The sequence below is a fragment of the Pseudomonas sp. SWI44 genome, from assembly GCF_002947915.1.
GTDB classification, from domain to species: domain Bacteria; phylum Pseudomonadota; class Gammaproteobacteria; order Pseudomonadales; family Pseudomonadaceae; genus Aquipseudomonas; species Aquipseudomonas taiwanensis.
This window is the reverse complement of record NZ_CP026674.1, coordinates 2,358,106-2,384,927: the sequence shown is the minus strand read 5'-3', so window position 1 is coordinate 2,384,927 and position 26,822 is coordinate 2,358,106. Positions and strand designations below refer to the sequence as shown.

25 protein-coding genes are annotated in these 26,822 nt (G+C 61.1%); 14 read left to right on the top strand and 11 right to left on the bottom strand.

The window, feature by feature from the left end:
- Positions 1 to 164 precede the first annotated feature (164 nt).
- The 8 genes from C4Q26_RS11160 (at position 165) to C4Q26_RS11125 (ending at position 7,921) form a co-directional block, all read left to right on the top strand.
- Positions 165 to 467 carry a cytochrome c5 family protein gene (locus tag C4Q26_RS11160; protein WP_023378027.1) on the top strand — a complete coding sequence of 101 codons (303 nt, stop codon included), beginning with the start codon at positions 165 to 167 and terminating at the stop codon, positions 465 to 467.
- Between the two features lie 31 nt (positions 468 to 498).
- Complete coding sequence (locus C4Q26_RS11155) at positions 499 to 1,116, top strand: cytochrome c (RefSeq protein ID WP_023378028.1); 618 nt, start codon at positions 499 to 501, stop codon at positions 1,114 to 1,116.
- 151 nt (positions 1,117 to 1,267) lie between these two features.
- Complete coding sequence (gene dsbA, locus C4Q26_RS11150) at positions 1,268 to 1,900, top strand: thiol:disulfide interchange protein DsbA (protein WP_023378029.1); 633 nt, start codon at positions 1,268 to 1,270, stop codon at positions 1,898 to 1,900.
- 12 nt (positions 1,901 to 1,912) lie between these two features.
- The gene (locus tag C4Q26_RS11145; RefSeq protein WP_023378030.1) at positions 1,913 to 2,767 is read left to right on the top strand and encodes an endonuclease/exonuclease/phosphatase family protein; all 855 of its coding nucleotides are present in this window, start codon (positions 1,913 to 1,915) and stop codon (positions 2,765 to 2,767) included.
- A 96-nt stretch (positions 2,768 to 2,863) separates the two neighbouring features.
- The gene (locus C4Q26_RS11140; protein WP_104883087.1) at positions 2,864 to 4,861 is read left to right on the top strand and encodes a GGDEF domain-containing protein; all 1,998 of its coding nucleotides are present in this window, start codon (positions 2,864 to 2,866) and stop codon (positions 4,859 to 4,861) included.
- A gap of 103 nt (positions 4,862 to 4,964) precedes the next feature.
- Positions 4,965 to 5,360 carry a hypothetical protein gene (locus C4Q26_RS11135; RefSeq protein ID WP_023378032.1) on the top strand — a complete coding sequence of 132 codons (396 nt, stop codon included), beginning with the start codon at positions 4,965 to 4,967 and terminating at the stop codon, positions 5,358 to 5,360.
- A gap of 81 nt (positions 5,361 to 5,441) precedes the next feature.
- Positions 5,442 to 6,218 carry an N-acetylmuramoyl-L-alanine amidase gene (locus C4Q26_RS11130; RefSeq protein WP_104883086.1) on the top strand — a complete coding sequence of 259 codons (777 nt, stop codon included), beginning with the start codon at positions 5,442 to 5,444 and terminating at the stop codon, positions 6,216 to 6,218.
- A 92-nt stretch (positions 6,219 to 6,310) separates the two neighbouring features.
- Complete coding sequence (locus C4Q26_RS11125; RefSeq protein WP_023378034.1) at positions 6,311 to 7,921, top strand: EAL domain-containing protein; 1,611 nt, start codon at positions 6,311 to 6,313, stop codon at positions 7,919 to 7,921.
- 18 nt (positions 7,922 to 7,939) lie between these two features.
- On the opposite strand, the gene C4Q26_RS11120 is transcribed toward C4Q26_RS11125, so the two are convergent.
- Positions 7,940 to 9,718 carry a KinB sensor domain-containing domain gene (locus C4Q26_RS11120; RefSeq protein WP_023378035.1) on the bottom strand — a complete coding sequence of 593 codons (1,779 nt, stop codon included), beginning with the start codon at positions 9,716 to 9,718 and terminating at the stop codon, positions 7,940 to 7,942.
- Entirely contained in the window at positions 9,715 to 11,061 is a 1,347-nt protein-coding gene (gene algB / locus C4Q26_RS11115) for a sigma-54-dependent response regulator transcription factor AlgB (RefSeq protein WP_027906627.1), read from the bottom strand. The genes C4Q26_RS11120 and algB overlap by 4 nt, the downstream gene beginning before the upstream one ends.
- Before the next feature lie 210 nt (positions 11,062 to 11,271).
- Between algB and C4Q26_RS11110 the strand changes: the two genes are divergently transcribed.
- The 6 genes from C4Q26_RS11110 (at position 11,272) to C4Q26_RS11085 (ending at position 16,668) form a co-directional block, all read left to right on the top strand.
- Positions 11,272 to 12,093 (top strand): BON domain-containing protein, encoded by an 822-nt coding sequence (locus C4Q26_RS11110; RefSeq protein ID WP_104883085.1) that lies wholly within the window; start codon positions 11,272 to 11,274, stop codon positions 12,091 to 12,093.
- A gap of 175 nt (positions 12,094 to 12,268) precedes the next feature.
- The gene (locus C4Q26_RS11105) at positions 12,269 to 12,553 is read left to right on the top strand and encodes a hypothetical protein (RefSeq protein WP_027906625.1); all 285 of its coding nucleotides are present in this window, start codon (positions 12,269 to 12,271) and stop codon (positions 12,551 to 12,553) included.
- A 43-nt stretch (positions 12,554 to 12,596) separates the two neighbouring features.
- Positions 12,597 to 12,758 carry a DUF1328 domain-containing protein gene (locus tag C4Q26_RS11100; RefSeq protein WP_003252966.1) on the top strand — a complete coding sequence of 54 codons (162 nt, stop codon included), beginning with the start codon at positions 12,597 to 12,599 and terminating at the stop codon, positions 12,756 to 12,758.
- 2 nt (positions 12,759 to 12,760) lie between these two features.
- Entirely contained in the window at positions 12,761 to 13,231 is a 471-nt protein-coding gene (locus C4Q26_RS11095; RefSeq protein WP_041925428.1) for an inhibitor of vertebrate lysozyme family protein, read from the top strand.
- Positions 13,232 to 13,967: 736 nt separating this feature from the next.
- A complete protein-coding gene (gene gltP, locus C4Q26_RS11090) occupies positions 13,968 to 15,302 on the top strand; it encodes a glutamate/aspartate:proton symporter GltP (RefSeq protein ID WP_023378040.1) in 1,335 nt (444 codons plus the stop codon).
- A gap of 136 nt (positions 15,303 to 15,438) precedes the next feature.
- Positions 15,439 to 16,668, top strand: a complete 1,230-nt coding sequence (locus C4Q26_RS11085; RefSeq protein ID WP_023378041.1) for a nucleoside recognition domain-containing protein — start codon at positions 15,439 to 15,441, stop codon at positions 16,666 to 16,668.
- On the opposite strand, the gene C4Q26_RS11080 is transcribed toward C4Q26_RS11085, so the two are convergent.
- From C4Q26_RS11080 to C4Q26_RS11040, 9 genes are all read right to left on the bottom strand, one after another.
- Entirely contained in the window at positions 16,650 to 17,273 is a 624-nt protein-coding gene (locus C4Q26_RS11080; protein WP_023378042.1) for an ABC-type transport auxiliary lipoprotein family protein, read from the bottom strand. The genes C4Q26_RS11085 and C4Q26_RS11080 overlap by 19 nt on opposite strands.
- Positions 17,270 to 18,208, bottom strand: a complete 939-nt coding sequence (locus tag C4Q26_RS11075; RefSeq protein WP_023378043.1) for an MlaD family protein — start codon at positions 18,206 to 18,208, stop codon at positions 17,270 to 17,272. Before C4Q26_RS11075 ends, C4Q26_RS11080 begins: the two co-directional genes overlap by 4 nt.
- A 3-nt stretch (positions 18,209 to 18,211) precedes the next feature.
- The gene (locus tag C4Q26_RS11070) at positions 18,212 to 19,003 is read right to left on the bottom strand and encodes an ABC transporter ATP-binding protein (protein ID WP_023378044.1); all 792 of its coding nucleotides are present in this window, start codon (positions 19,001 to 19,003) and stop codon (positions 18,212 to 18,214) included.
- Positions 19,000 to 20,133, bottom strand: a complete 1,134-nt coding sequence (locus tag C4Q26_RS11065) for an ABC transporter permease (RefSeq protein WP_027906622.1) — start codon at positions 20,131 to 20,133, stop codon at positions 19,000 to 19,002. The genes C4Q26_RS11070 and C4Q26_RS11065 overlap by 4 nt, the downstream gene beginning before the upstream one ends.
- A 99-nt stretch (positions 20,134 to 20,232) precedes the next feature.
- A complete protein-coding gene (locus C4Q26_RS11060; protein WP_023378046.1) occupies positions 20,233 to 21,252 on the bottom strand; it encodes a DUF5924 family protein in 1,020 nt (339 codons plus the stop codon).
- A gap of 94 nt (positions 21,253 to 21,346) precedes the next feature.
- Positions 21,347 to 22,750, bottom strand: coding sequence for a pitrilysin family protein (locus tag C4Q26_RS11055; RefSeq protein ID WP_104883084.1), 1,404 nt, complete (start codon positions 22,748 to 22,750; stop codon positions 21,347 to 21,349).
- Positions 22,751 to 22,779: 29 nt separating this feature from the next.
- Positions 22,780 to 24,438, bottom strand: coding sequence for a Na/Pi cotransporter family protein (locus C4Q26_RS11050; RefSeq protein ID WP_023378048.1), 1,659 nt, complete (start codon positions 24,436 to 24,438; stop codon positions 22,780 to 22,782).
- A 235-nt stretch (positions 24,439 to 24,673) separates the two neighbouring features.
- Positions 24,674 to 25,444 carry a TerC family protein gene (locus C4Q26_RS11045; protein ID WP_023378050.1) on the bottom strand — a complete coding sequence of 257 codons (771 nt, stop codon included), beginning with the start codon at positions 25,442 to 25,444 and terminating at the stop codon, positions 24,674 to 24,676.
- 66 nt (positions 25,445 to 25,510) lie between these two features.
- Positions 25,511 to 26,818 carry a CitMHS family transporter gene (locus tag C4Q26_RS11040; RefSeq protein WP_023378051.1) on the bottom strand — a complete coding sequence of 436 codons (1,308 nt, stop codon included), beginning with the start codon at positions 26,816 to 26,818 and terminating at the stop codon, positions 25,511 to 25,513.
- Positions 26,819 to 26,822: the final 4 nt, after the last annotated feature.

Sequence of the window (26,822 nt, the reverse complement as noted above, 5' to 3'; positions counted from 1 at the left end):
CGAAGCCGGCAAGCGGTGTCGTTTCCGTTTGGATGGCGGAAGTATATAATGCCCCAGTTTTTGTGTGCTCATTCTCCCAGCGAAGGAGATCGAGCATGGGGTGTCGAACAATAGCTCGCGCATCAGAACGCAGCGCGGCCCCCAACCCTGTCAGGTCGTTCCGCATGGCGAAATGGCTGCTTGCTGTCGGTATGTTCCTACCGTTTTTCAGCGCACAGGCTACACAGGATCCCGAGGCGTTGTACAACCGCACGTGTGCGGCCTGTCACGCCGGGCAGTTGCCACAGGCACCCAAGCGGGGTGACCGGGCAGCCTGGGAGCCAAGGCTGGCGCAAGGTGTGAACACACTGGTGGCGCATGTTACCCAGGGTTTCAAGGCTATGCCGCCGCGTGGATTGTGCATGGACTGCAGTGCCGAGGACTACCGTTTGGTCATCCTTTGGATGAGTGGCAGTCCCGATACATAACATTTCACCCTTAGCCGTGTTGGATTAGCTGATGAACAAACTAGTCGTGAGTCTGCTGTTGACCATGGGTGTCGCAGGTGCGGCCACTGCTGCTGACCCCATCAAAGGCGATGCCGCCGCCGGCCAGGCCAAGACGGCCGTCTGTGGTGCCTGCCACAACCCCGACGGTAACAGTCTGGCGCCGAACTTCCCGAAACTGGCCGGCCAAGGCCAGCGCTACCTCGAAAAACAACTGCATGACATCAAGTCCGGCAAGCGTACCGTGCTGGAAATGACAGGCATGCTCGCCAACTTCAACGACCAGGACCTGGCCGATATCGCCGCCTATTTCTCCAGTCAGAAAGGCAGCGTGGGGGCGGCCGATCCAAAACTGGTCGAGCGGGGCCGTGCCCTGTTCAACGGCGGTGACCTTGAGAAAGGCATGCCGGCCTGTACCGGCTGCCACTCGCCCAATGGCGCTGGCATCGCCCTCGCCGGCTTCCCGCACCTGGGGGGCCAGCATGCGCAGTACGTGACCAAGCAGCTCACGGACTTCCGCGAAGGCAATCGCACCAATGATGGCGATGCCATGCCCATGCGCTCGATTGCCGGCAAGCTGAGCAACAAGGATATCGAGGCGTTGTCCAGCTACATCCAGGGCCTGCATTAACATTCGGTTAATGCTGTACGGCAAAGATGAAAGGGCGGCCGGACCGCCCTTTTTTCAGTCCGCAGCCGTTACACTACAGAACTCGGGCCCTTCCCGACCTGTCTGAATTCAGGTCGCGTCGAGGCGACCAATGACTGCTCAGGAGTAAAGCATGCGTAAACTGATTCTCAGCGCTGCGCTGGTCGCTGCCAGCGTATTCGGTATGACTGCCGTCCAGGCTGCGGAGCCCGTGGCCGGCAAGGAATACATCGAGCTGAGCAACCCTGTTCCGGTATCCGTGCCTGGCAAGATCGAAGTGATCGAGCTGTTCTGGTACGGCTGCCCACACTGCTACCACTTCGAGCCGACCATCAACCCATGGGTAGACAAGCTGCCCAAGGACGTCAATTTCAAACGCGTTCCGGCAATGTTCGGCGGCCCATGGGATGCCCATGGCCAGATGTTCCTGACTCTCGAAGCCATGGGTGTGGAGCACAAGGTGCACGCCGCCGTGTTCGATGCCATCCAGAACCAGCGCAAGCGTCTGACCGACCCTGCCGACATGGCTGACTTCCTCGCTACCCAGGGCGTCGACAAAGACAAGTTCCTGGCGACCTACAACTCCTTCGCCATCAAAGGCCAGGTCAACCAGGCCAAGGAGCTGGCGAAAAAGTACGAAATCACGGGTGTACCGAGCATGGTGGTCAACGGCAAGTACCGCTTCGACCTGGGTACCGCAGGCGGTCCGGAAGGCGTCCTGAACGTCGCCGACCAACTGATCGCCAAGGAGCGCGCCGCTAAGTAAGCGGCGAACCCTATGCCCCGCTTCAGAAACACGCGTGGCATTGGCCTGCATCAGCCGCAGGTCAACGAACATCACCTGCAGGCCCCTGGCCTGCCCGAGGATGGCCGCCTGCGGTTGCTGAGCTTCAACATTCAGGTCGGCATCAGCACCGAGCGTTACCGTCATTACCTGACCCGTAGCTGGCAGCATTTGCTGCCGCACAACGGGCGGGCGGGCAACCTGCAAAAGATCGGCGAGCTGCTCAACGATTTTGACCTGGTGGCCCTGCAGGAGGCCGATGGCGGCAGCCTGCGTTCAGGCTTCGTCAACCAGGTCGAGCACTTGGCCCAGTTGGGCGCCTTCCCCTACTGGTACCAGCAGCTCAATCGCAACCTCGGGCGGTTCGCCCAGCACAGCAACGGGGTGCTCAGCCGCCTCAAACCGCATCTGCTGGAAGACCATCCGTTGCCTGGCCCGGCTGGGCGTGGGGCAATTCTGGTGCGATTCGGCGAGGGCGACGACGCGCTGATCGTGGTGATGATGCACCTGGCACTGGGGGCGAAGACCCGTGCCAGGCAGTTGGCCTACATTCGCGAGCTGATCGGCGGCTATCGTCACCAGGTGTTGATGGGCGACATGAACACCCATGCCACCGACCTGCTCGACCACTCGCCTCTGCGCGATCTGGGCCTGATCGCCCCGCAGGCCGAGGCCACCTTCCCCAGCTGGCGCCCTCAGCGCTGCCTGGACCATATCCTGCTCAGCCCGAGCTTGACCCTCGAACGGGTCGAGGTGCTGGCGCAGCCAATTTCCGACCACCTTCCCGTCGCTGTCGAGATCCGATTGCCTGAAGCATTGACTGTGGATACGCTGCCGGTCCTGAGGTAGATCAGCAGAAGCGTTTCGAGCGCTCAAGTGTTCGAAGCGTTCGCCGAAAGCGTGTAATCACAGCTCATAGATGCATCACTTTTTGCGGATCCAGGCATGACCATCGACGCCGAGCGCTGGAAAGAAAAATATCTAAAAAGCATCGAACAGCAGGAAAAGCTCGAGCGTCGCTGGAATGCTCGACTTGACCTGTTGCGCCGGGGCCTGGTGCGCAGCACCCTGGCAGCCGAAGGCAGCGACAAGGCGGTCGACCAGTGCATGAAGGAAATGCGCGAGGTGATCCGCAGCGACAACATGGACGCCGGCCTGGCCGGCCTGATTCCGCGCCTGGAAAAAGCCGTTCTGGATTCCGAGCAGCGACGTGAAACACGGATGAACCAGGTCCGCGATGCGCTCACGTCATTGGTAAGCCAGTTGCAAACGCTGCCATTGCCGGGTGATGTATCCAGATCATTGAAAAAGCTGGCCAAGAAACTCGATGGCGGCGTAAGCCAGTCCCGCGACCTGCCTCCTTTACTCGGCGAGCTCAGCGGTCTGCAAGGGCTCGCCCTGTCCACGCTGAGCAAACCCGAGGAAGAAGCCCGGCCGGGGTTTCTGCAGCGCCTGTTCGGTAATCGCGAAATCGAACAGCAGGGTGAGCAGGCACTGGTCCATGCAGACCAGGCAGCGGCCGATGTTCCCGCGGTACCTCCTTCGCTCGACGTCGCGCCCGCGCCGCCAGCTTCCGATGTAGTCGAGGCACCAGCGCCCGATGTGGATGAGCTGCAGCCGCTTGCGGCGCAGCTGCAAGCGCCTGCCGAGCCCGTGAGTGCCGAGCAGCCCCAAATGCCGGAAGCCGTTGCAGAGTCGGAACCGACCGTGCTGTCCGAGCCTGCGCTGGTCGAGAACCAACGCCATGAGCCACCGGCGGCCCCATCCGCTGCGCCGTTGCCCGTGTCTGAGCAGCTCCAGGAAGGCGAGCTGCCTTCACTGGTCGACGCTTCGTTGCAGGTCGAGGATGCTGCTGGCGAGGACGGCCCCTATGCCTTGCCCGACGCTGTCGAACCACCTTACAGCCAGGTCGCCGCGCATATCGAGCAGACCCTGATTGGCCTGCTCGACGACCTGAGCCTGCCCGAGCGCCACAAGGCACAAGCCCTGGCAATGCGCGAGCGGGTGGCGCGCGGCTTGAACTGGTATGAGCTGATCCCGGTTCTCGACGACCTGGCAGTGCTCATGCTGGCCATTACCGACAGCGGTCAGCACGAATTCGAGGCTTACCTGCAACAGCTCAACGAGCGCCTGGAGAATTTCCAGAGCCACTTGCAGGAAGCCAGTGCCGGACACGCCGACAACAGTACCGCTGCCCGTGAGCTGGACAGCCAACTGCGCGAACAGGTCGATGGCCTGCAAAGTAGCGTACAGGGCGCGGCGGACCTGGAAAGCCTCAAGCACATCCTGGAAAACCGTCTTGAGGGGTTGTCTGTCACCATTGACGATCATCAGCGTGAGCGCGACCGCCGCGAACAGGAACTGGCAGGGCGCCTGCAGGGCCTGGCCGAACGTGTGGCCAGTATGGAGCAGGAAGCCCTTGGCTACCGTGAGCATCTGGAGGAGCAACGGCAGAAGGCGCTTATCGACCCGCTCACCGGCTTGCCGAACCGCGCAGCCTGGGCCGAGCGGGTCGAGCGCGAGGTCCAGGACTGGCAGGAGGGTGGCGGGCATCTGCTGATGGCTATCCTTGACCTGGACCATTTCAAGCGCATCAACGACGGCTACGGCCACCTGGCCGGCGACAAGGTGCTGAAGATCGTTGCCGACCAACTGCGCAAGCGGCTGCGAGGCCAGGATTTCATCGCCCGCTTTGGCGGTGAGGAGTTCGTCCTGTTGTTGCCGCAGACCTCCCCGGCTGCCGGTCAACAATTCGCCGAAGTGCTACGCGCGGCCATCGAGGCGTGCCCATTTCACTTCAAGGGCGAGCGCGTGGTGATCACCGCTTCCATTGGCGTGAGCGCTTTCCGCTCCGGCGAGCGTGCCGACCAAGTGCTCAAGCGTGCCGACGACGCCTTGTACCGGGCGAAGGACCTGGGGCGTAACCGGGTCGAAATGGCATAAACAAGTACCGCATTCATCGCGCCTACGAGGTCGAGACTGCGTAACCGACATGTGCACTGTCGTGCATGTCGTTACGGAACGATCTCTGATGAGGAGCCGAGCGATGAAAGCATTCAAAGCGTGGGTTGTACTAATGATGGGGTTGGCCTACCAGGCCTCTGCCCTGGCCAATGAAACCTGGTGGACCGCACACATTGGCGGTGACGGCAGTGTGTTGCGCCAATGGCCAAAGTGGATCGAAAGGGTCGAGCACAAACCTCAGGACAACTACTTCACCCAATACACGCTGTTCTTCAACAAGCGCATCGTGCATCAGGACCCCGGCTTCTGCTCGGTCTCGCCGATCGATGCCAGCAGCGAAAACAGGCTGGTACATGGCTACGCCAAAGTGATCGGCAAGCCATTGGCCGAGCAGGCAACGGTGCTGACCCAACTGGTGGATGTGAAAGGCCCCAGTGGCGACAACTCGATGGAATTCCTGGTGCTGTGCACACGCTGAATCACTCTTTAGCCTAATGGCCGGGAAGGAGCACGTTATACTGTAGCGACGATGTAGACTCCTCCAGACGTGCTCCCACCGATGAAAACCTTATTCACCGCTTGCATGCTGTTGATCCTAGCGGGCTGTTCCACAGGCCTGCGCATCGACCGCAGCCATGTTTCCGCCAACCAGGACGACCGAATCCAGTTCGTGGTCCTGCATTACACCAATGCGTCCCTTGAACGTTCCCTGGCGCTGCTGACCCATGGTGAGGTCAGCAGTCATTACCTGATAGGTGACGGCCCGGCGACGGTCTACCAGTTGGTCGACGAGAGCCGTCGGGCCTGGCATGCCGGTGACAGCCAGTGGCAAGGTCGAACCTGGCTCAATTCGAGCTCCATCGGCATCGAGATCGTCAATCCTGGTTTCACCGACACCCCCAATGGTCGGGTCTGGCACCCTTACAGCGAGGCGCAGATCCAGTCGCTGATCGCCCTGCTCAACGATATCGTCAAACGCAATCACATCGAGCCGCGCCACATTATTGGCCACAGTGATATCGCACCATTACGCAAACTGGACCCCGGGCCGTTGTTCCCCTGGAAGCGCCTGGCCGAAGCGGGCCTCGGGATTTGGCCAGACGCCGCGGCGGTAGCACGCCAGCAAGCATATTTCAGTGCCAATCCCCCCACGATCGGCTGGTATCAGCAAGAATTAGCCCGTTTTGGTTACGCAATCGAGCAAACCGCAGAGCTGGACGTTGCCACCCGCCATGTGATCGCTGCATTCCAGATGCGCTTCCGTCCAGCGCGTTTCGATGGCATGCCGGACGCACAGACAGCCGCAATTCTGCAGGTGCTCAACCGCATGCGTTAGTCAGGCGCCCCCACGCGCCTTAATCACCGCTCAACGGGCAGGCTGAGTGTCAAACCAGTTGCTATACCTTGTTAATCAACTGGATGCTAGCGATGTCAGCCTTGCTCACTGCACTGCGCCAATTTTTTTACCGTCCCTGGATGCTGGCCACCTTGGCAGCGTTGGCCAGTGGCGCAGTGCTGCTGACTGCCAGCTTCGGTATCGCCCTGCAACAGATGAAGCAGAACGAAAGTGCGCAAATGAATGCGCAGGGCGACCGATTTCTCGAGCGGCTAGAGCAGGTATTCGGCCAGCTGCGCGAGGGCGTCGATGCGTTGCAGGCGCAGCCCTTGCGCGGCTGTGACGCGGCGATGTTGCAGGCCTTGCAGGCAGTCGGCCTCGGGTCGCGCTTTATTTATGAGGCCGCATACATCGACGGCAACATCGCCTGTTCGAATCGGGGGGGTGAAAGGCTCATCGAATCCCTGCGGGCGCCAGACATTCGAGGCCCCACCTACAGCTATTGGTTGAACACCACCACCGAGCCTGATGAAAACCTGGCGGCGCTGATGTTGGGGCGCGGCAGGTTCGTGGTTTCGACATCCCGTGGGCACCTGACCGATGTGGTCGACTTGCCCCCCGGCGGCAGCTTGCTGGTCGTGCTCGACAATGGTGCCCGAGCCATCCCGGTGCTGGGCCCGCCGCAAGTCTGGCCGCCTGCTGCTGCCTGGCCTTCCAGCGAGAACACGCTACTCGAACTGAGCGACCGTCTTATCTATCGCATGCCGACGAAATCGCCGGATTACCAGTTGGTGCTGATCGCTCCACGGGCGAGCCTGCCATTGAAAATGAACGGCATGCTCTGGTTGCTGATTCCTGGCAGCCTGTTGGCGGCCTGCTGCATCGGTTGGCTGGTGCTGCAGCTGGTGCAGCAGCGGCGCTCGATGAGTTCCGAATTGCAGAACGCTCTACGCCGTGGCGAACTGCAAGTGCTTTACCAGCCCATATTCGAACTCGACAGCCGACGATGCGTGGGGGCCGAGGCGTTGGTGCGCTGGCGCCGCCCAGACGGGACGCTGACCAGCCCGGATTTGTTCATTCCCCTGGCCGAGAACACCGGGCAGATATGCCAGATCACCGACTTCGTCCTGCAGCGTGTGCTCGAACAACTTGGGCAGTTGCTGCGTTCGCACCCCAACCTGTACATCTCGGTCAACCTCGCTGCCTGTGATGTGATGGTGCCGCGCATCGGGCGAGTCGCTGCACGGTTATTGGCGTTGCACCGGGTGTCGGCCAGCCAGATCGCCTTCGAGGTTACCGAGCGGGGGCTGATCGACGTGGTAGTGGCCCGTGACAATCTGCAGGCGTTGCGGGCCGTGGGGCACCAGGTGCTGATCGATGATTTCGGCACGGGATATTGCAGTCTGGCCTACCTGCAGACCTTGCCCGTGGATTGCCTGAAGATCGACAAGGCCTTCATCGATGCACTGGGTCACGATGCCGCCAGTAGCGGAGTTGCACCGCACATCATTCGCATGGCCCATGACCTGCACCTGCGAGTGATTGCCGAAGGCATCGAATGCGAAGACCAGGCCGAGCTGCTCAACAGCGAAGGGGTGAACTACGGCCAGGGCTGGTTGTTCGCCCATCCACTTAACGCACGGCAGTTCGCCGAGCTGGTGACCCGCGGAAGACAGGTTGCAGCTCGGCGGGGTGAAAACTGACTTGCGTTGGGCGAGGGTTCAGACAGGCAGCGCCATATAGAATTGGGTGCCTTGTCCGGGGCGGGAAAACACGCCCATGCGCCCCCCATGCAGTTGCACGATCTCCTTGCACAATGCAAGGCCCAGCCCTGCGCCGCCCTTCTTGCGGCCCACCTGCACGAACGGTTCGAAAATTCGGCCTTGCTGCCCATAGGCGATACCTTCGCCATTGTCTTCGACACTGATGATCACTCGCTCTGCGTGCCGCCGTGCATGCAGGCGGATCTTTCCACCGTTTGGAGTATGGCGAATGGCGTTGTGCAGCAGGTTGTCCATTACCCGGTCGAGTTGGGCGACGTCGGCCTGTATGCGTGGCAATGGCGGTTCCAGGACGTTGACCAATTCGATTTGCTTATGCGCAGCCTGCTCGGTGAAGCGTGCCTTGGCGCGTTCAAGCAGATCGTCGATGGGGCAAGGCGCCAGTTCGAGTTTTTGCAGCCCACTTTGATAGCGTGAAAAGTTCAGCAGGTCATTGATCAACTGGGTCAGACGCTGCATCTCTTCGCCGATGGTTTCGATCAGGTCGTACTCGCGTGCATCCGGGGGGAATGTCAGGCGTTCGCGAAGCAGGCCGAATGCCATGTGCATGCCGGTGATCGGCGTGCGCAGCTCATGGGAGGCACGCAGTACGAACTCGCTGCGTACACGCTCGAAGGCGCGCTGCTCGGTCACATCGTGCAGCACCATCACCGCGCCCAGAATTGGCCCCTGTGGATGGCTGACCGGTGTCAGGCTATAGGTCAGCAGCCGAGACTCTTCGTCGACTTCGATCTGCAGGTCGTCAGGGGGGCGATCGAGGTTGCCGCCGCGCAATACCTGTCGCAGTTGATGTTCCAGCTCCGGGCGCTGCAGGGCGTCGGCCAGGCTGCTGCCCACACGGCTGTCGCTCCAGCCCAGCTGACGCTGTGCTACCGGGTTCAGATGCTCCAGATGGCCTTGGCGGTCGATGATCAGCAAGCCATCGTCGATGCTGTCGAGCACAGCCTGCAGGCGCTGCTGGCCGGCCATCAATTCATCGACATTGGTTTCCTGGTGCTTGCGCAGCGCTTCGGCCATCAACCCGAAACGGCGAGTCAACTGGTTCAGCTCGGCTGCCTGGGTGACCGGCAGGGTGACGTTGAAGTTGCCTTTGCCCAGTTGGTCGGCGGCCTGGGCCAGGGCCTCGATCGGTTGGCCCAGGCGGCGGGCGATCTTGTGTGCGGTGACGAACCCTAGCGCCAGTACTACAAGGCCGATCAGGCCAAGCAGGCCACTGACCAGCAGGGCGCGGCTGCGCGTCTGCTCTTCGCTGCGGATGATGAGCTCTAGCGTTTGCCTGTGGGAGTCGATCAGGTCGGTGCGCACTTGACCAAACGCCGCGCCAAGCGGTTGATCCGCACCCATGCTTCGAGCCGGATTGGCGCTTTCCCGATAGGCCCGCAGAAAGCTTTGAAAATGGCTACTGGCCTTGCTGAAGCTGCTCTGTTCACCACCCTGAGCTAGACCCTGATCGAGCAGGGCCTGGAAGTTGTCCTGCAGCGATTGCAGATGCTCGGGGACGGTATCTTCATCAAGGATCAAGGTCAGTTGTTCGCCTAGGTTCTGCCGCAACTTGAGGCCGATTTCCAGGGCGTGGGTCGCTTCTTTCACCAACTGCTGCTGTACCGTCGCCATTTGCATCACGCTGACCAGACCCAGGGTCAGGCCAAGCAGAGATGCTGTAACGAGCGTTGAAATGCTTAGAAAAAGCCGCGTGCGCAGCTTCATCGACCATTTCATAAGTTGTACTGCTTACGCTTGCGGTACAGGGTGGAGGCATCGATACCCAAGGTCTTGGCGGCTTGGTCCAGCGTATCGCTGGTGGCCAGCACCGCGCCGATATGGGCGCGCTCCAGCTCATCCAGACTGAGGGGCGCGCCGATCCGAGGGGTGTTGCCTGCAGGTTGTTCACCCATTCCCAGGTGGCTCATTTCCACCCACTCCTGCGGGCAGATGATGCTGGCCCGCTCCACCACGTTACGCAGTTCGCGGATGTTGCCCGGCCATCGGTAATTGAGCAACGCAGTGCGAGCTTGCTCACTGAAGCCTCTGGCGGGGCGGGAGTATTCCTTGACGAAGCGGGCCAGGAAGCGCTCGGCCAGGGTCAGGATATCCTCGCTGCGCTCCCGCAGAGGTGGCAGGTGCAACGTGATGACGTTGAGACGGTACAGCAGGTCTTCGCGGAAACGGCTTTCGCGCACCATTTCTTCCAGGTTCAGGTTGGTGGCCGCGAGAATCCGTACGTCGGCTCGCCGGGTGACCGGATCGCCTACCCGCTCGTATTCCTTATCCTGGATGAAACGCAGCAGCTTGGGTTGCAGGGTCAGCGGGAAATCGCCGATCTCGTCGAGGAACAGCGTACCGCCATCGGCCTGGCTGACGCGCCCCAATGTGCTCTCGCTGGCGCCGGTGAAGGCACCACGGGTATGGCCGAACAGTTCGCTTTCCATCAGCTCGGCGTTCAGTGATGGGCAGTTGATGGTGACGCATGCCTTGCGTGCCCGCTTGCTCCAACCATGAATCGCCCGGGCCAGTTCGCCCTTGCCGGTGCCCGATTCTCCCAGAATCAGGATATTGGCATCGGTGGTGGCGACTTGGCGGGCAGTCTCCAGGACAGCCATCATCGCCGGGCTGTGCGAATCCAGCCCGTCCTTTGGTTTGCGTACTTCGCCTTCGAGGGCTTCCAGCCGCGCCGACAGCTGGCGCACTTCCAGTTGTTTGGCCGTGGCCAGGCGCAACTGGTCGGGGCTGCAGGGCTTGACCAGATAGTCGGCAGCCCCGGCCTGAATGGCGTCCACCGCCGTGTCGACCGCGGAATGAGCGGTGACGATCACCACCCGCATCCACGGCGCTTGGATGCGCATCTGGGCCAGTACGTCCAGGCCGTTGTCATCGCCCAGGCGCAAATCCAGGAAGCACAGGTCGAACACCTGGCGCTGAAGCAAGGCTTCGGCCTGGGCGGCGCTGCTTGCGGTGGACACGCTGTAGCCTTCGTCCTCGAGGCAATAGCGGAATGTACGCAGGATAGCGGACTCATCATCCACCAGCAGAATACGGCCTTGGGTGTCCTGGGCTGACTCCATTTCCTGCGCTCCTTAGGATGTGTCTTCAATTAGTGTGGGAAAAATCGGGCAAGTTGCATGGTCAATATTGACGGATTCTGTCCTTTGCATGCTAGCCAATGGCCCATCTTCGCGGTGAAGCCGCGATATCTCGATGATTGGCTTAGAGGTGTCGAATGGCACATTGGTTGCGAAGATTTTTAGCTTTTGCCTACAGAAGGAGGTGCAGTCATGCCCTTTTCCTACCGCCTGGCCGTGTTGGCGGTCACGCTGCTACCAGCATTCCCCCCAGCTTTCGCTGACCCTGTGAATGACGCTCGCCTGGAGGGTGCCCTGCAAACGGCGTTGGCGTTGAACAGCATGCTGAACCCGTTTCGTATCGAGGTAGAGGTCGACGGCCAGCAGGCCCGACTGGCCGGCGAAGTCGAGAGCGAGGTCGAGCGACAGCTTGCAGAAAAGGTTGCCCTTGCCACTCGGGGGATCGAAGAGGTCGACAATCAGCTGCGGATCAACGCCGACCTGGTGGAACGGCCGCTTGAACTGCGTGCCTACGCGCAGCGTCTGGAGGATGCGACGCTGGCGGCGAAGATAAAGGCGCGGCTGCTTTGGAGCCACACCACCGAGCAGGCACCTATAGACGTGCAAAGCAGTGAGGGCGTGGTGACTTTGCGAGGCAAGGTCGAGAGCGCGCAGGCCAAGGAGTTGGCGGGTGTTCTGGCGCGGACCACCGAGGGTGTGTATCTGGTCAACAACCTGGTCAGCCTGGACAGCGCAGCCATGGCCAAGGCCAGGGAAACGCCTGTGGGAGCGCAAACCGGGCCGCAACCCAGTGACCGCTGGGTGGTGGACAAGATCCAGGCCAGTTTCAGGTTCAGTCGCAATCTCGATGGCTTGAATATAAAGGTGGACTGCGAGCAGGGGCTCGTCAGGCTTTCTGGCGAAGTGGTCAGTCGCGAGCAGAAGAGCATCGCGGTGGAAACCGCTCGACAGATCTCTGGAGTGCGTGGCGTCGACGCCGACCTGCTGAAAGTAGCCACCAAAGTAGAGGGTTGAATCGTGCAATACGCACGATGCCAGAGGGGGCATCGTGCAGGATACGTCCCCTGCGCCTTGCGGCTTGTTTCATAAGTAATTGATTTATAAAGCTTTTTATTAAAATAAAAGTCTGGCATGCAGGCTGCAATTACCTGTTCAGGTTTGAACAAGAATTACAGCAGGAGAAGCCGGCATGAACCGCCCATCCGTGGACCGTTTCCAAGCTGCAGCATTACCCATTCGCCAGGCGTTGTTTCTTGCACTGGCGCTGCTGTTGACGCTGGCTGCCGGTCTCTTTCACTACAGCTGGCAGACCGCACGGCTGTCCGAGCAAGTGGCGGCTCAAACGGCGTTGATCATGCAGATCCAGTCGACCCGTGCCAACACGCTGGTGAAGGCAGCCGATCCTTTGCCTTCGGCCAAGACTTCCCCTGCCACTCTCGAAAACGTCGTGCCGCAGGACCGTTGGGTGTTCTGAGGCACGCTGACGGGCTGATTTCAAAAAAGAAAGGAGAACCACCATGCTGAGCTGGGCTATCACTTTCCTCATCATCGCCATTGTCGCTGCTGTGCTGGGCTTCGGTGGCATTGCCGGCGCTGCCACTGGTATCGCGAAGATCCTGTTCATTGTCTTCCTGGTGCTGTTCGTAGCCTCCTTCTTCTTTGGACGTGGTCGAGGTTGAAGATGAGCAGGATGCTTCGCAACGCCCTGGTTACCGCCCTGCTGTTGGGCGGTAGCGCAGGGGCGATAGCGGCCAATGACGGCCAGGTCCGGGTCGACCAACTGCTGGGCTCGGACCCCCAATATCGCGAGACGTGGCAGCACACCATCGAGGACGAGGAGCGGCTGCCAGACTGGGTCATCAACCTGAGCGGCAGTGCCCAGGAGCAGATGTCGGCGGTCACCGAGGACGGTGATCGCTACCTGGTCGGTCCTTTGTGCGAATCGGCGGACAAGTGCACCTACAAACGCCTCATCGTGGCCTTCAGCTGGGATAAGGACGATGCTTACGGGATGCTCGTGGAGGTGCCCGAAGGCCTGCCGAGCGACAAGTCGCCGACCCGCCATGCACAGTACCGCTGGTTGGGCGACCCGGATGACGGCATGAAGGCAATGCTGCAAGAGCAACTTAAGCGCGATCCGAAGTGGTACTGACACCGATGCGCGCGCTGTCACGAAATAGAAGCTGAACCTTTCTATATTTCACGCTTCTATGATGCGCTGCCCCGAGGAGGGGCTGCACATGACCAAGGGGTCGGGCTGTTCTGATTGTTGCAGGATCGGAGTGGCCTAGGGGTACAGGGAGTGCCTCCAGCAATGGGCCGGGTCAGGAAAGGCAGATTCGGAAGTCCCGGACCGGTCGTGTCTTCAAAGCTGAAAGACACTTCGGACCGGTCGGGCTTCCGAGACGCCATAGGGATTTGTCCCATTCCCTTTCTGGATTTTTCCTACGAGACACATTTTGTCTCGACCGTATATCCATTTTTTTTCGTCTGCCGAGAGGGCGCAAGAGGTGTCATTTCGGCCATTCGGATTGTCGAACAAGCCATTTTCAGCCCGGCTTGGGTACGGTCAAATCTGCCTAAGAATGGCGGTTTGGTCTTGTTCGGGATTCCGAACGTTACAAATCAAAGGCTTGAGAACAGTGGTTTAAGAACAGAAACGTTATGCATATTCGGCATAGGGTATCTGTTTCCGGCATTAGATTTCCCCCTTCCCCATCGCAATAGTTGCGGCCTTTTTTCGCTGGTCGAGCACCCGAATGCTCGGCAGCGGTGTCTTTACATGCGGTCTCCGGTTGGAATCAAAACGCTAACGAAGACGTTAAGAACGGCTCTGTTACGCGCCTCTCCAGCCGGCTCCCATGACCACTACAACAAAGGGTAATGACATGAAGAAGGCAAAACTGAGCCTCGCCTGGCAGATTGTGATCGGTCTGCTTCTGGGCGTTGCAGTCGGCGCGCTACTGAACCATTTCAGTGCAGAAAAGGCATGGTGGATCAGCAACGTACTCCAGCCCGCCGGCGACATCTTCATTCGCCTGATCAAGATGATCGTCGTCCCGATTGTGATTTCGTCGCTGATCGTGGGCATCGCCGGGGTAGGCGACGCGAAGAAACTGGGCAGCATCGGCCTGAAGACCATCATCTACTTCGAAGTGGTGACCACCATCGCCATCGTCGTCGGCTTGGTGTTGGCGAACCTGTTCCACCCGGGCGCTGGCATCGACATGAGCACCCTGGGTACCGTCGATATCTCCAAGTACCAGGCCACTGCGGCCGAAGTGCAGCATGAGCACGCGTTCATCGAGACCCTGCTCAATCTGATCCCGTCCAATATCTTCGCAGCGCTGATGCGTGGCGAGATGCTGCCGATCATCTTCTTCTCGGTCATGTTCGGCATGGGTCTGTCGAGCCTCAATGCCGACCTGCGCGAGCCGTTGGTGCGTACCTTCCAGGGCGTGTCGGAGACCATGTTCAAGGTCACCCACATGATCATGAACTACGCCCCGATCGGCGTGTTCGCCCTGATCGCCGCTACCGTCGCCAACTTCGGTTTCGCCTCGCTGCTGCCCCTGGCCAAGCTCGTGCTGCTGGTGTACTTCGCCATCGCTTTCTTCGCCTTCATGGTGCTGGGCCTGGTAGCGCGCGTATTTGGCTTCTCGATCATCAAGATCATGCGCATCATGAAAGACGAGCTGATCCTCGCCTACTCGACCTCCAGCTCCGAGACCGTCCTGCCGCGCGTGATCGAGAAGATGGAGAAGTACGGTGCGCCGAAGTCGATCTGTTCGTTCGTGGTACCGACTGGCTACTCGTTCAACCTCGACGGTTCGACCCTGTACCAGAGCATCGCAGCGATCTTCATCGCCCAGCTGTACGGTATCGACCTGTCGATCGGCCAGCAGCTGATGCTGGTACTGACCCTGATGGTCACCTCCAAAGGTATCGCTGGCGTGCCGGGCGTGTCCTTCGTGGTCTTGCTGGCCACCCTGGGCAGCGTGGGCATTCCGCTGGAAGGCCTGGCGTTCATCGCCGGTGTCGACCGCATCATGGACATGGCCCGTACCGCGCTGAACGTGGTGGGTAACGCACTGGCCGCCGTGGTCATTGCCCGCTGGCAGGGTATGTACGACGCTCAGAAAGGCGAGGCGTACTACACATCGCTGGTGCAGGCTGCAGGCAAGAAAGAAGCCGTAGTCGTCGGCGAAACCGCCAAGCACTAAGCCTCACGCACTGAACGAAGAGCCCCGACTTGTCGGGGCTTTTTGTTGTCTGAGGGCGTTACGGGCTGCATCAGGGACGCAGCCCTCGCGGATAATCTCCGCTATCATTCGGGCATTTTTCAGGGGGAATACACGGATGCTCAACGGCCTTTGGCTCGGCTTTTTCCTGGTGGCGGCGGTGTCCGCGCTGGCCCAGTGGCTGTTGGCTGGCAATGCCGGTATTTTCGCCGCGATGGTCGAGAGCATCTTCGCCATGGCCAAATTGTCCGTCGAGGTCATGGTCTTGCTGTTCGGCACCCTGACCCTTTGGCTGGGCTTTCTCAAGATCGCTGAAAAGGCCGGAATCGTTGAATGGCTGGCAAAAGTCCTCGGCCCGTTGTTCGCACGGCTGATGCCGGAGGTGCCGCCGGGGCACCCTGCGCTTGGCCTGATCACCATGAACTTCGCTGCCAATGGCCTGGGCCTGGACAACGCTGCTACGCCAATCGGCCTCAAGGCCATGCGTGCCCTGCAGGAGCTCAACCCCAGCAGCACCACCGCGACCAACGCACAGATCCTGTTCCTGGTGCTCAATGCCTCGTCCCTGACGCTGCTGCCGGTTACCATCTTCATGTACCGCGCCCAGCAAGGCGCGCCCGACCCGACCATGGTGTTCCTGCCAATTCTTCTGGCCACCAGTGCCTCTACCCTGGTGGGCCTGCTGTCGGTCGCAGTGATGCAACGCCTGCGGCTATGGGACCCGGTGGTGCTGGCGTATCTGGTTCCTGGCGCGTTGTTGCTGGGCGCTTTCATGGCGTTTCTCGGCACATTGTCCGCCGCCGCCCTGGCAAGCCTGTCATCGATCTTGGGCAACCTCACGTTGTTCGGCGTGATCATCCTGTTTCTGCTGGTTGGCGCGCTGAAGCGGGTGAAGGTCTATGAAGCCTTCGTCGAGGGAGCCAAGGAAGGCTTCGACGTTGCCAAGAGCCTGCTGCCATACCTGGTAGCGATGCTGGTGGCCGTCGGCGTGCTGCGTGCCTCGGGGGCGCTGGAGATTGCGCTGGATGGCATACGCCACGCGGTGAACTGGATGGGGCTCGATACCCGTTTCGTAGAGGGGTTGCCAACGGCGCTGGTCAAACCGTTCTCGGGCAGTGCCGCGCGCGCCATGCTGATCGAGACCATGCAGACGCAAGGGGTGGACAGCTTCCCGGCGCTGGTGGCAGCGACCATTCAGGGCAGCACCGAAACGACTTTCTACGTGCTGGCGGTCTACTTCGGTGCGGTTGGCATCCAGCGCGTGCGTCATGCGGTTGGCTGCGCGCTGCTGGCCGAACTGTCCGGCGTGATTGCGGCGATCTTCGTCTGCTACTGGTTCTTCGCCTGAGCCTGGGCACTGCGGGCCACTGTCCAGTCCACCACCTGCGAGGCCAGTTGGTCGCTGGCCGCGCCAAAACCTGCCACCACTGCTGAGACCTCGGTGCCGGCCAGCGGCTGGTGGATCTCGAAGCGCTTGCTGGCGAGGATGCGCTGGCTACGGCCCTGAACCAGTCGTGCGTCATAGCGGATCACCACCTCTACCGTACCGCCCGGACGATACTCGCTCTGGAAAGCCTGCAGCTCACCTGCCAGTTCGTAGTCGGCCTGCAGGTTGCTATCGTCGGCGCTCAGGCGCTGTACCCGGCCGTCACGCTGGAACCCATCGAGCAGCCGGTTACGCACCAGCAGGGGCGTCGGGTCGCTCCAGCGGGCGCCCTTGTAGCTGCTGATCACATTACCTTGGGGGATCACGGCGATACGCGGCCCGGCGAGCACTTCACTGGCCAGTGGCTTGTTCAGGCGCAGTGACCAGTCCACCGCCACCACGTTTCGGCTGGCTTGGCTCACTGGCAGGCGGTAGATATCCACAGGCTCGGTTTTCGGCAGGATTGAGCAGGCCGTGGCCAAGCCCATCGTGGCCGCCAGGGCCATCACGCGCAGCAACGGTTTCATGGCTGGAACTCCTTGTTGTTGTCGCGGCCCAGCAGGTAACCACTCGGGTCTGCCTCCAGGCGCCGGGAAATGCCCTTGAGCGCATTCAGGGTTTCACGTAGCTCGCGTATGGCGGGGGCTAGCTGATCGAGGCCCTGGGCGCCTCCATCGAGGGCTTCGCGGTTGTCCTTGAGCAGCTCGTTGATGGTCGCTGTGCTTTCGGCGAGCGACTGCATGGCTTGCTCGGCGCTCCCGAAGGCCTGCCTGCCCTCTTTGCCCAGTAGGCCGTTGGCGTTGTGCATCAGCGCCTGGGTCTCTGCCAAGGTGGCGCTGGCCTGCTTGCCGACTTCGGCCAATTGCTCGATCGCCTGGGCAATGCCGCCTTTCTGGCTGGCGAAGGCACCGGTGGTTTGTTCCAGGTTGGACAAGGTGTTGCTCAGTCGGTCGATATTGCTTTCCGAGAACATCTGGTTGGCGTTGTGCAACAGCATGTTGATGTTCGTCACCAGGTCGCTGCTGTCATTGAGCAGACGCGAAATGGGCGAAGGCGAGGCGATGATGACGGGTAGCTTGCCGTCCTTGCCCTTGAGTTCCGGGCTCTTCGGCGTGCCGCCGCTGAGCTGGATGAACGAGTTGCCGGTCACCCCAGCCAGGGTCAGTTTGGCCTGGGTGTCTTCCTTGACGGGCGTATCGCCACTGAGGCGCACACGGGCCAGTACACGGCGTGGGTCCTTCGGATCGAGGCGCAGGCTGGTGACGTCGCCGACCTTGATCCCGTTGTATTGCACCGGGCTGCCCCGGGACAAGCCAGAGACCGCTTCGTTGAAGACGACTTCATAGTCCTTGAACGCGTCGTCGACGCTGGACTTTGTCAGCCACAGACCAAAAAGCATGGCGCCGGCCACCACCAGGACGGTGACCAGGCCGATCAGGACGTGATGAGCTCGGGTTTCCATTGTTCAGCGCTCCTGCGCCGCGTTGGTGGCGGCGTGTTCGGCCGCCCGCCCGCGCGGGCCGTGAAAGTATTCGTGAATCCAAGGATCGTCGGTCTGCTCGACCTCGGCCAATGGTCCTGCCACCAGTACCTTCTTCTGCGACAGCACGGCCACACGGTCGGTGATGGTGTAGAGGGTGTCCAGGTCGTGGGTGATGAGAAACACCGACAGGCCCAGGGCGTCGCGCAGGGTAAGGATCAATTGGTCGAAGGCTGCGGCACCGATGGGGTCGAGGCCGGCGGTAGGCTCGTCGAGGAACAGGATGTCCGGATCCAGCGCAAGGGCACGGGCCAGTGCGGCGCGCTTGATCATGCCGCCGGACAGTGACGACGGGTACTTGTCGGCAGCGGAAATCGGCAGCCCTGCAAGGGCCAGCTTGACCCCGGCCAGGTGCTCGGCATCGGCGCGGGACAGCCCCGCGTGCTCGATCAGGGGCAAGGCAACGTTTTCGGTCACCGTAAGTGAAGAGAACAAGGCGCCCTTCTGGAACAGCACGCCAAAGCGTCGCTCTACCTGTGAGCGCTGGCTCTCATTGAGGCTGGCCAGGTCCTGGCCGAACACCTTGACCTGCCCTTCGTTGGGCCTGCGCAGGCCGATGATGCTACGCAGCAGTACCGACTTGCCGCTGCCAGAACCGCCGACCACGGCCAGGATCTCGCCCCGGTTAAGGTCGAGGTCGAGGTTTTCGTGCACGCTCTGGCTGCCGAAGCGGTTGCAGATGCCCCGCGCTTCAATCACTGCATCCCGGCCATTCACCAACCCATCTCCATGCAGAACAACGCCGCCACCGCATCCAGCACGATGACCACGAAAATCGACTGGACCACGCTGGAGGTGGTATGTGCACCGACCGACTCGGCGCTGCCGCTGACCTTGAAGCCCTCCAGGCAGCCGATGGAGGCGATCAGGAAGGCAAAGAACGGCGCTTTGGCCAGCCCGACGAGAAAATGCTGGACGCCGATGTCGCTTTGCAGCAGCGACAGGAACATCGCAGGCGAGATATCCAGTGTCAGGGCGCAGACCACGGCGCCGCCGACGATGCCGCAGATCATTGCGAGGAAGGTCAGCAACGGCAGGGCTATCAACAGGGCCAGTACCCGCGGCACCACCAGCAGTTCGATCGGGTTCAGCCCAAGGGTGCGGATGGCGTCGATTTCTTCATTGGCCTTCATCGAGCCAATTTGTGCGGTGAAGGCGCTGGCTGTCCGTCCGGCCATGAGGATGGCGGTCAACAGCACCCCGAATTCGCGCAGGAAGGAAAATGCCACCAGGTCCACGGTGAATACGGTTGCACCGAAGTCCGCCAGCACCGTAGCGCCGAGAAACGCCACCACCGCCCCCACCAGAAAAGTCAGCAGCGCCACGATGGGCGCTGCATCCAGGCCGGTTTGCTCGATGTGCGCGACCACTGGCGTGACCCTCCAGCGGTGAGGCTGGAAGACGCGCAGCAGGAGGGTTTCCAGGATCAGGCCGACGAAGCCCAGTATCTGCCGGGTGTCCTGCCAGAGTTTGTCCACCGCCCGTCCGATACGTTCCAGTAGCTGCAACAGTACCGGGCGTTCTGGTTCCTTGACCGGAATGCAGTAGTCCTGCACCGAGCAATAGACATTCTTGAGCAAGGCGCGGCTGGCCTCGGGTAGGTCGTCGGTACAGCGCGACAGCCGATCTGAGCCCAGCAGCTCGGCCAGCAACGAGGCGCCGGCGGTATCCAGTCGCCCCAGTTGACTGAGGTCGGCAATGGTGTCGGCGCCGTATTGCGTACGCAGGTGCTCGCTCGCACGCTTGAGGCTGGCGTAATGGGCCAGCGTCCAGTCACCGACAATGCGCAGGCAAGCCGGTTGAACGCTAGTGTCCAGGGTGGCGCTTGGGGTGGTCATAGGCTCCATGCAACTGACGGTCCGCTAGGCGTAGAGCCTGATCATAGCGCAGCAGGCATGGAGTGGTTTGTTGAGAATGTGCTGTCTACGGCTACAAAAGACCTGAGCTCATGGCGCGGCGTCGTCCACCACCTTGAAGCGCAGCACGCCGATGACCTGGCCATCCTCGGTCAGCACTCGCACTTGCCACTTGCCCACCGGGTTGGGCGGGAAATTCTGCTTGTGGGTCCAGGCCCGGTAGCCTTCCTTGCGCCCGCCATGGATGTCGAGGGCGATGCGGTCGACCTCTTTGCCATCCTTCTGCCACACATGGTAGATCCGCTCGTTCAGGCCCCGAGGTGCGTTGATGGCGGTGTAGGCGTACAAGCCACTGCTGCGGATGCGACTGGCGGCAATTTCATCGAGCGAGTCGCCCGGCTGGCGGTTCAGCACCTCAGTGCTCACTGCCACTTCGGTCATCCACAACGTCGCCGGTGGTACCCAGGAACGCAGCAGCCATCCGCCGCCGCCGACCGCCAGGGTCACCAGTACCAGCGCCACGCCTCGCCGCCAGTTGTTGATCGGGAAACTGCTGGCCAGGCTCGGGAACGACAGCGCCATTGCCGCGATCAGCGCCAGCTTGAAGCTTTGGGCTGTGGTCAGGTGAAGGATGATCGGGAGCGCGGTGAGCAGCGCTGCGAACAACGTCAGGGTATGCAGGGCGAGGAACAGCCAGCGGCGCGGGGCCAGCCACTTGTAGTACAGCGGGTCGATGATCGAAATCAGTCCGGCAGCGCCCAGCAAGCCGGTGAAGACCAGTTGTCCGCTGTTCCAGGTGGTGGTGATGAAGAAGAACGGCAGGACGAAGAACAGGCTTTCCTGGTGGATCATCTGCGTCGCGTAACGCAGCAGCGGCTGTGGGATCTCGCGGTTGAAGGTGCGGGCGAACAGGCCGGTGAGGGTGTTTTCGAGCATCAGCCAGACCCAACTGACCAGCATGAGAACGGCTACCCAGCTAGCCAGGCCGGCTTGGCGATCGACCAGGATGAAACTGCCGATACCGGAAAGAAAACCGCCGAGAGCGATGATGCCGGGGTAGCGTTTGAGCAGTTCGATGACGCGCTGGACGAAGTGGGGTATTGGGGGCATGGGTTTACAACAAGGCATATGGGGAGGCAGTGTCGGCCTTTCGCGGGTAGACCCGCGAACCGGCCGCTGATGGCGAAAGGATACCGCCGATTTACTACTGCCGTGTAGCACCGCTTGGTCGCTTCGCGCCATGACCGCGCCAACGCAGCAACCCCAGCGCCAGAATCAGTCCCAGCAACAAGGCAACCAGCCCATACAGTTCGTCATACCCCAGCAACGGCTTCTCGATACGCAAATAGCCTTGGTCCTTGAGCAATGTCTGCAACGCATCGTTGGCTTGCTCCAGTGTCACTTGGCGTAGCTTGCGTGCCGGGTCGGGGAAGCGTCCGTTGCTGTAGTCGTTGAGCGCCCCCCAGTAAAAGTCAGCAAGGGCACTGTTACCCTGGGTGCTCCAGCTTTCCTTGGCGACGGCGGCATCCTTGATGCGCGCGAAGGTATCAGGGTCCAGGCCGTCCTTGCGCAGGTGATCCAACAGCTGTTGCATCACCTTGGTCGCCTTGTCGATGTCGTCGCGCTCAAGGTCGGCGTTGAGGCTGAGCATGCCGCTGTCACCGAAGCTCTCACGCTGAACAGTTGGACCGTACGACAGGCCATGACGCAGGCGCAGCTGGTCGTAGACGGCCCACTCCAGGTAGCGTGAGAGCAGGTCGAGGGTGCTCTGGTGGTCGTTGTCCAGCACCGGCTCGATGAACAGCCAGTGCAGTTTGACGCTGTCGCCGAGCCACCCTTTGATGAGTTCGCGACGTTGCTGGGCAGGTTGGCTGATGCTGTCGAGGTTGCGTCGTTCTTCGGGTTCGGTGGCTGGCAGTTCGCCATAGGTGCGTTCGAGGTAGGCCGGCAGCAACCGATCAAGGCCACCGACCATGATCAGCGTCATGTTGTTGGCCGCGTACCAGCGCTCGCGCAGGGCTTGGACCTGCTCCAGGGTCATGTCGTCCAGCTTGGAGCGCTCCGGACATTTGAGGCCCAGCTCGACAGCCAGCTGGTCGCTGGCGGGGTGACCGATGTCCTGGCGGTCGAGCCAACGCTGCAGGTGACCATAATGGCCACCATCTTCACGTTCGATGATGCGCTTGGCCGTGGCCAGCGCCTCGGCGTCGATGCGAGTATCGCGGATGACCGCCAACAGCAGGTCGAGGACTTTGCGCTGGTTGCGTGCCGGCGCTTCGATCACGAACGTGGTGTCGGCGCTGCTGGTGTAGGCATTCCATTCCCCGCCCAGTGCCTGCAGCCGTTCTTCGAGCCCCCCCTCCCCGGTCTCGTCGATACCGCTGAACAGCAGGTGTTCGAGCAGGTGCGGCAACTCCTTCTGGTCACAGTCGAAATCGTCCAGGCCAACGCCCACTACCAGGCGGATGGCGACATGGTCGCGTTCATAGCCGGACTTCAGGATCACTTGCAGGCCATTGGGTAGCAGATAGCCCTCAACGCTCGACCGGTCGAGGGCCAGCGTGGGCAGGCTGCAGATCAGCAGGCAAAGGAACATCAGGCAACGCATGGGCGAGCTTGGGTCTCCGGTCAGCGAGATCAGGGCAAGCGGGCTTCGTCCGGTACAGTGTCGAGCATCAGCCCGCCAGTATCGGAACCGCCCAGTACAACGTAGGCACTGCTGCAGAACAAAGAGTTCAACCGCTTCATGTCAGCGATCAGCTCCAAGTGTAGCGAACTGGTTTCGATACTTTGTACCACCTTGCGTTGCAGTCGGCTGACATGGGCATGAGCCAGGCGCCGCTCCTGGGCTCGGAAGCGACGTTTTTCCCGGAGCAGCAAGTGGGCGCTCTGAGGGTCGGCGCTGAGAAATACCGACAGGCCAAGTCGCAGGTTGGCCAGCAACTGCTCCTGCAAACCGGTCAGTTCCTCCAGGCCGACTTGGGAAAACTCCCGGCGCTGGCTGGTTTTCTGCTGCTGGACTTTGCGCAGCATGCGCTCGATCAGGTCGCAGGCCAGCTTCAGGTTGATGGCCAGTTCGATGATCTCGGCCCAGCGGCGATTGTCTTGGTCGCTCAAGTCTTCGCGAGTCATTTGTGCCAGGTACAGCTTGATCGCGCTGTACAGGGCCTCGCCATCCTCGCCCAAGGCCCGGACCTGCTGAGGCAAGGCGGTCTGGGTGCCGCGCAAGGCGCCAAGCATCGCTTCGAGCATGTTGTCGACGATGTCGCCCAGGCGCAGGGTTTCCCGGGCGGCGTTGGCCAGGGCCAGGCTGGGCGTGCTCAAGGCGGCAGGGTCGAGGTGACGGGGGCGAATCTGGCCGTTTCCGTTTTCACGCTCGGGCAGCAGGCTATTGCACAGCCGACCCATGGGTTTGACGGTGGGCAGCATGATCAGGCAGCGCAGCGTGTTGTAGAGCAGGTGGAAGCCGATGACCAGCTCTTGCGGGCTGAAACTCAGGCTATCCATCCAGTTCACCAGTGGATGCAGCACGGGAATGATCAGCAGCAGGCCGATCAGCTTGTACAGCAGGCTGCCCAATGCCACTCGGCGGCCGGAGGCGTTCTGCATGCTGGTGCTGATGAAGGCCAACAGGCCACTGCCGATGTTCGCGCCCACCACCAGGCCGATGGCCACGGGCAGGCTAATCAATTCGGCGCCCGCCAGAGTGGCGGTAAGCAGCACGGCGGCCAGGCTGGAATAGGTGATCATGGCGAACAGCGCGCCAACCAGGGCGTCGAGCAGAATGTCGCCGGTGAGCGAGGCGAACAGCACTTTTACGCCCTGCGCGTGGGTAATGGGCGCCGCGGCCTGTACGATCAGTTCGAGGGCCAGGATGATCAGACCCAGGCCGATCGCTACCCGGCCCAACTGGCCCAGACGCGTCTGTTTGCGTGACAGGAAGAAGATGACGCCGATGAACACCAGCAGCGGCGACAGCCACGACAGGTCGAAGGTCAGGACCCTGGCCATCAACGCAGTGCCGACGTCGGCCCCCAGCATGATCGCCAGCGCGGGGGTCATCGCCATCAAGCCTTGGCTGACGAACGACGTCACCAGCATGGCGGTGGCGTTGCTGCTTTGCACCATGGCTGTAACCAGAATCCCGGCGATGAAGGCCATCGGGCGGCGGTTCATGTTCTGGCTCAGTACGCGGCGCAGGTTGGAGCCGAACACGCGCAGGATCCCAGTACGGACGATGTGTGTGCCCCATACCAGCAATGCCACGGCGGAGAGCAGGTTGAGCAGGGTCAGCATGTGTAGCCCCCCTTCCTTCTATGCCCCAGTGTCAGGGCCAATGGGTGAAGCGGTGAGCCTGGCCCGGGGGTGGGCTTCTTTTCAGTGCTCACTCAAGCTTTAGTTGTTTTGCGGACGTGGCGCCAGCTTGGCATGGCTGGAACATATTTGAAACATTTGATGATCGTCCGGCGACAGTGCAGGTCACACGAACAAAAAAAGCCCCGAAGGGCTTTTAATGTCGCACGCTCCAGTCTTATTGACCTGGAATGTCCTTGCGCAGTTTCACCGGCTCATGCTCTTTGCCCTGCTTGCGCGCCATGGCGGTACGCATGCGGATGTTGATGGCTTCCACCGCCAGGGAGAAGGCCATGGCGAAGTAGACGTAGCCCTTGGGCACATGCACGTCGAACGACTCGGCGATCAGCACCGTGCCCACCACGATCAGGAATGACAGCGCGAGCATCTTCAGCGACGGGTGTTTGTCGATGAAATTGCTGATGGCACCTGCGCACAGCATCATCACCAGTACAGCCACGATGATGGCGGCGATCATGACCGGCACATGCGAAACCATCCCAACGGCAGTGATGACCGAGTCCAGGGAGAACACGATGTCGATGATGGCGATCTGGATGATGGTGTAGAAGAACTTGCCGCCTGCGCCTTTGGGTTCTTCTTGGTTTTCGTCCTCACCTTCCAGGCCGTGGTAGATCTCCTGGGAGCTTTTCCACAGCAGGAACAGGCCACCGAAGAACAGGATCAGGTCGCGGCCGGAAATACCCTGGCCGAAGATCACGAACAGGTCGGCCGTCAGGCGCATGACCCAGGTGATGGACAGCAGCAGCATGATGCGCGTGACCATGGCCAGGGCCAGGCCGAAGATCCGGGTGCGCGGCTGCATGTGCTTGGGCATGCGGCTGACCAGGATCGAAATCATGATGATGTTGTCGATACCGAGAACGATCTCAAGCGCGGTGAGGGTGAAAAAGGCAACCCAGATTTCCGGGCTGGTCAGCCATTCCATGTGTATTCCTTCAAACGATAAAGGCGCTGCGCACAGTGAAGCACGCAGCGCGGTTGGGTGATGCGTTTACAGACTGCTGAACAGCGGGAAAATGCCCATCAACAGCGCGGCGAGCATTATGCACAGGCAGACCAGCACTGCCCACTTGAGGGTGAAGCGCTGATGGTCACCGAACTCGATACCGGCCAGGGCCACCAGCAGGTAGGTAGAGGGTACCAAGGGGCTCAGCAGGTGTACCGGCTGTCCGACGATCGACGCACGGGCCATTTCCACCGGGCTGATGCCGTAATGGCTGGCGGCTTCCGAGAGCACCGGCAGTACGCCGTAGTAGAAGGCGTCGTTGGACATGAAGAAGGTGAACGGCATGCTCACGATCGCGGTGATCACCGCCAGGTACGGCCCCAATGCCTCTGGAATGACCGCGAGCAGGCTCTTGGACATCGCCTCGACCATGCCGGTACCCGAGAGAATGCCAGTGAAGATGCCGGCGGCGAAGATCAGCCCGGTGACTGCCAACACGCTGCCAGCATGGGCGGCGATACGGTCTTTTTGCTGCTGCAGGCACGGGTAGTTGACGATCATGGCGATGCTGAAGGCGATCATGAACAGCACGGGCAGCGGCAACACGCCTGCGATCAGGGCCACCATCAGTGCGGCGGTCAGGGCACCGTTGAACCAGATCAGCTTCGGACGACGAGCTTCGGGGAACTGCGAGACGCTGATTTCGCTGTGGTCGATATCGTCGGTCGGCAGGTGCAGTTCGCCCAGGCGGGCACGCTCGCGCTTGCCGTACAGATAGGCGATGGCAAGAATCGCCAGCACGCCGAAGACCATGGCCGGAATCATCGGCACGAAGATGTCGGATGGGTCCACATGCAGGGCGCTGGCGGCGCGAGCGGTCGGGCCGCCCCATGGGGTCATGTTCATGACCCCACCGGCCAGGATGATCAGGCCGGCCATGATCCGCGGGCTCATGCCCAGGCGGCTGTACAGCGGTAGCATCGCGGCGCAGCAGATCATGTAGGTCGTGGCGCCGTCCCCGTCGAGCGAGACCACCAGGGCCAGGGCGGCAGTGCCGACAGAAACTTTCAGCGGGTCGCCCTTGACCAGTTTGAGGATCTTGCGCACGGCCGGGTCGAACAGGCCGGAATCGATCATCAGGGCGAAGTAGAGGATGGCGAACATCAGCATCACGCCAGTCGGCGCAAGCTTGCTGATGCCCTCGAGCATCATGGGGCCGATCTTGGCGGAAAAGCCCCCGAACACGGCGAACAGGATCGGTACCAGGATCAGTGCGATCAAGGCCGACAGGCGCTTGGTCATGATCAGGTACATGAAGGTGATGACCATGGCAAAGCCGAGGAAGGTCAGCATGGCG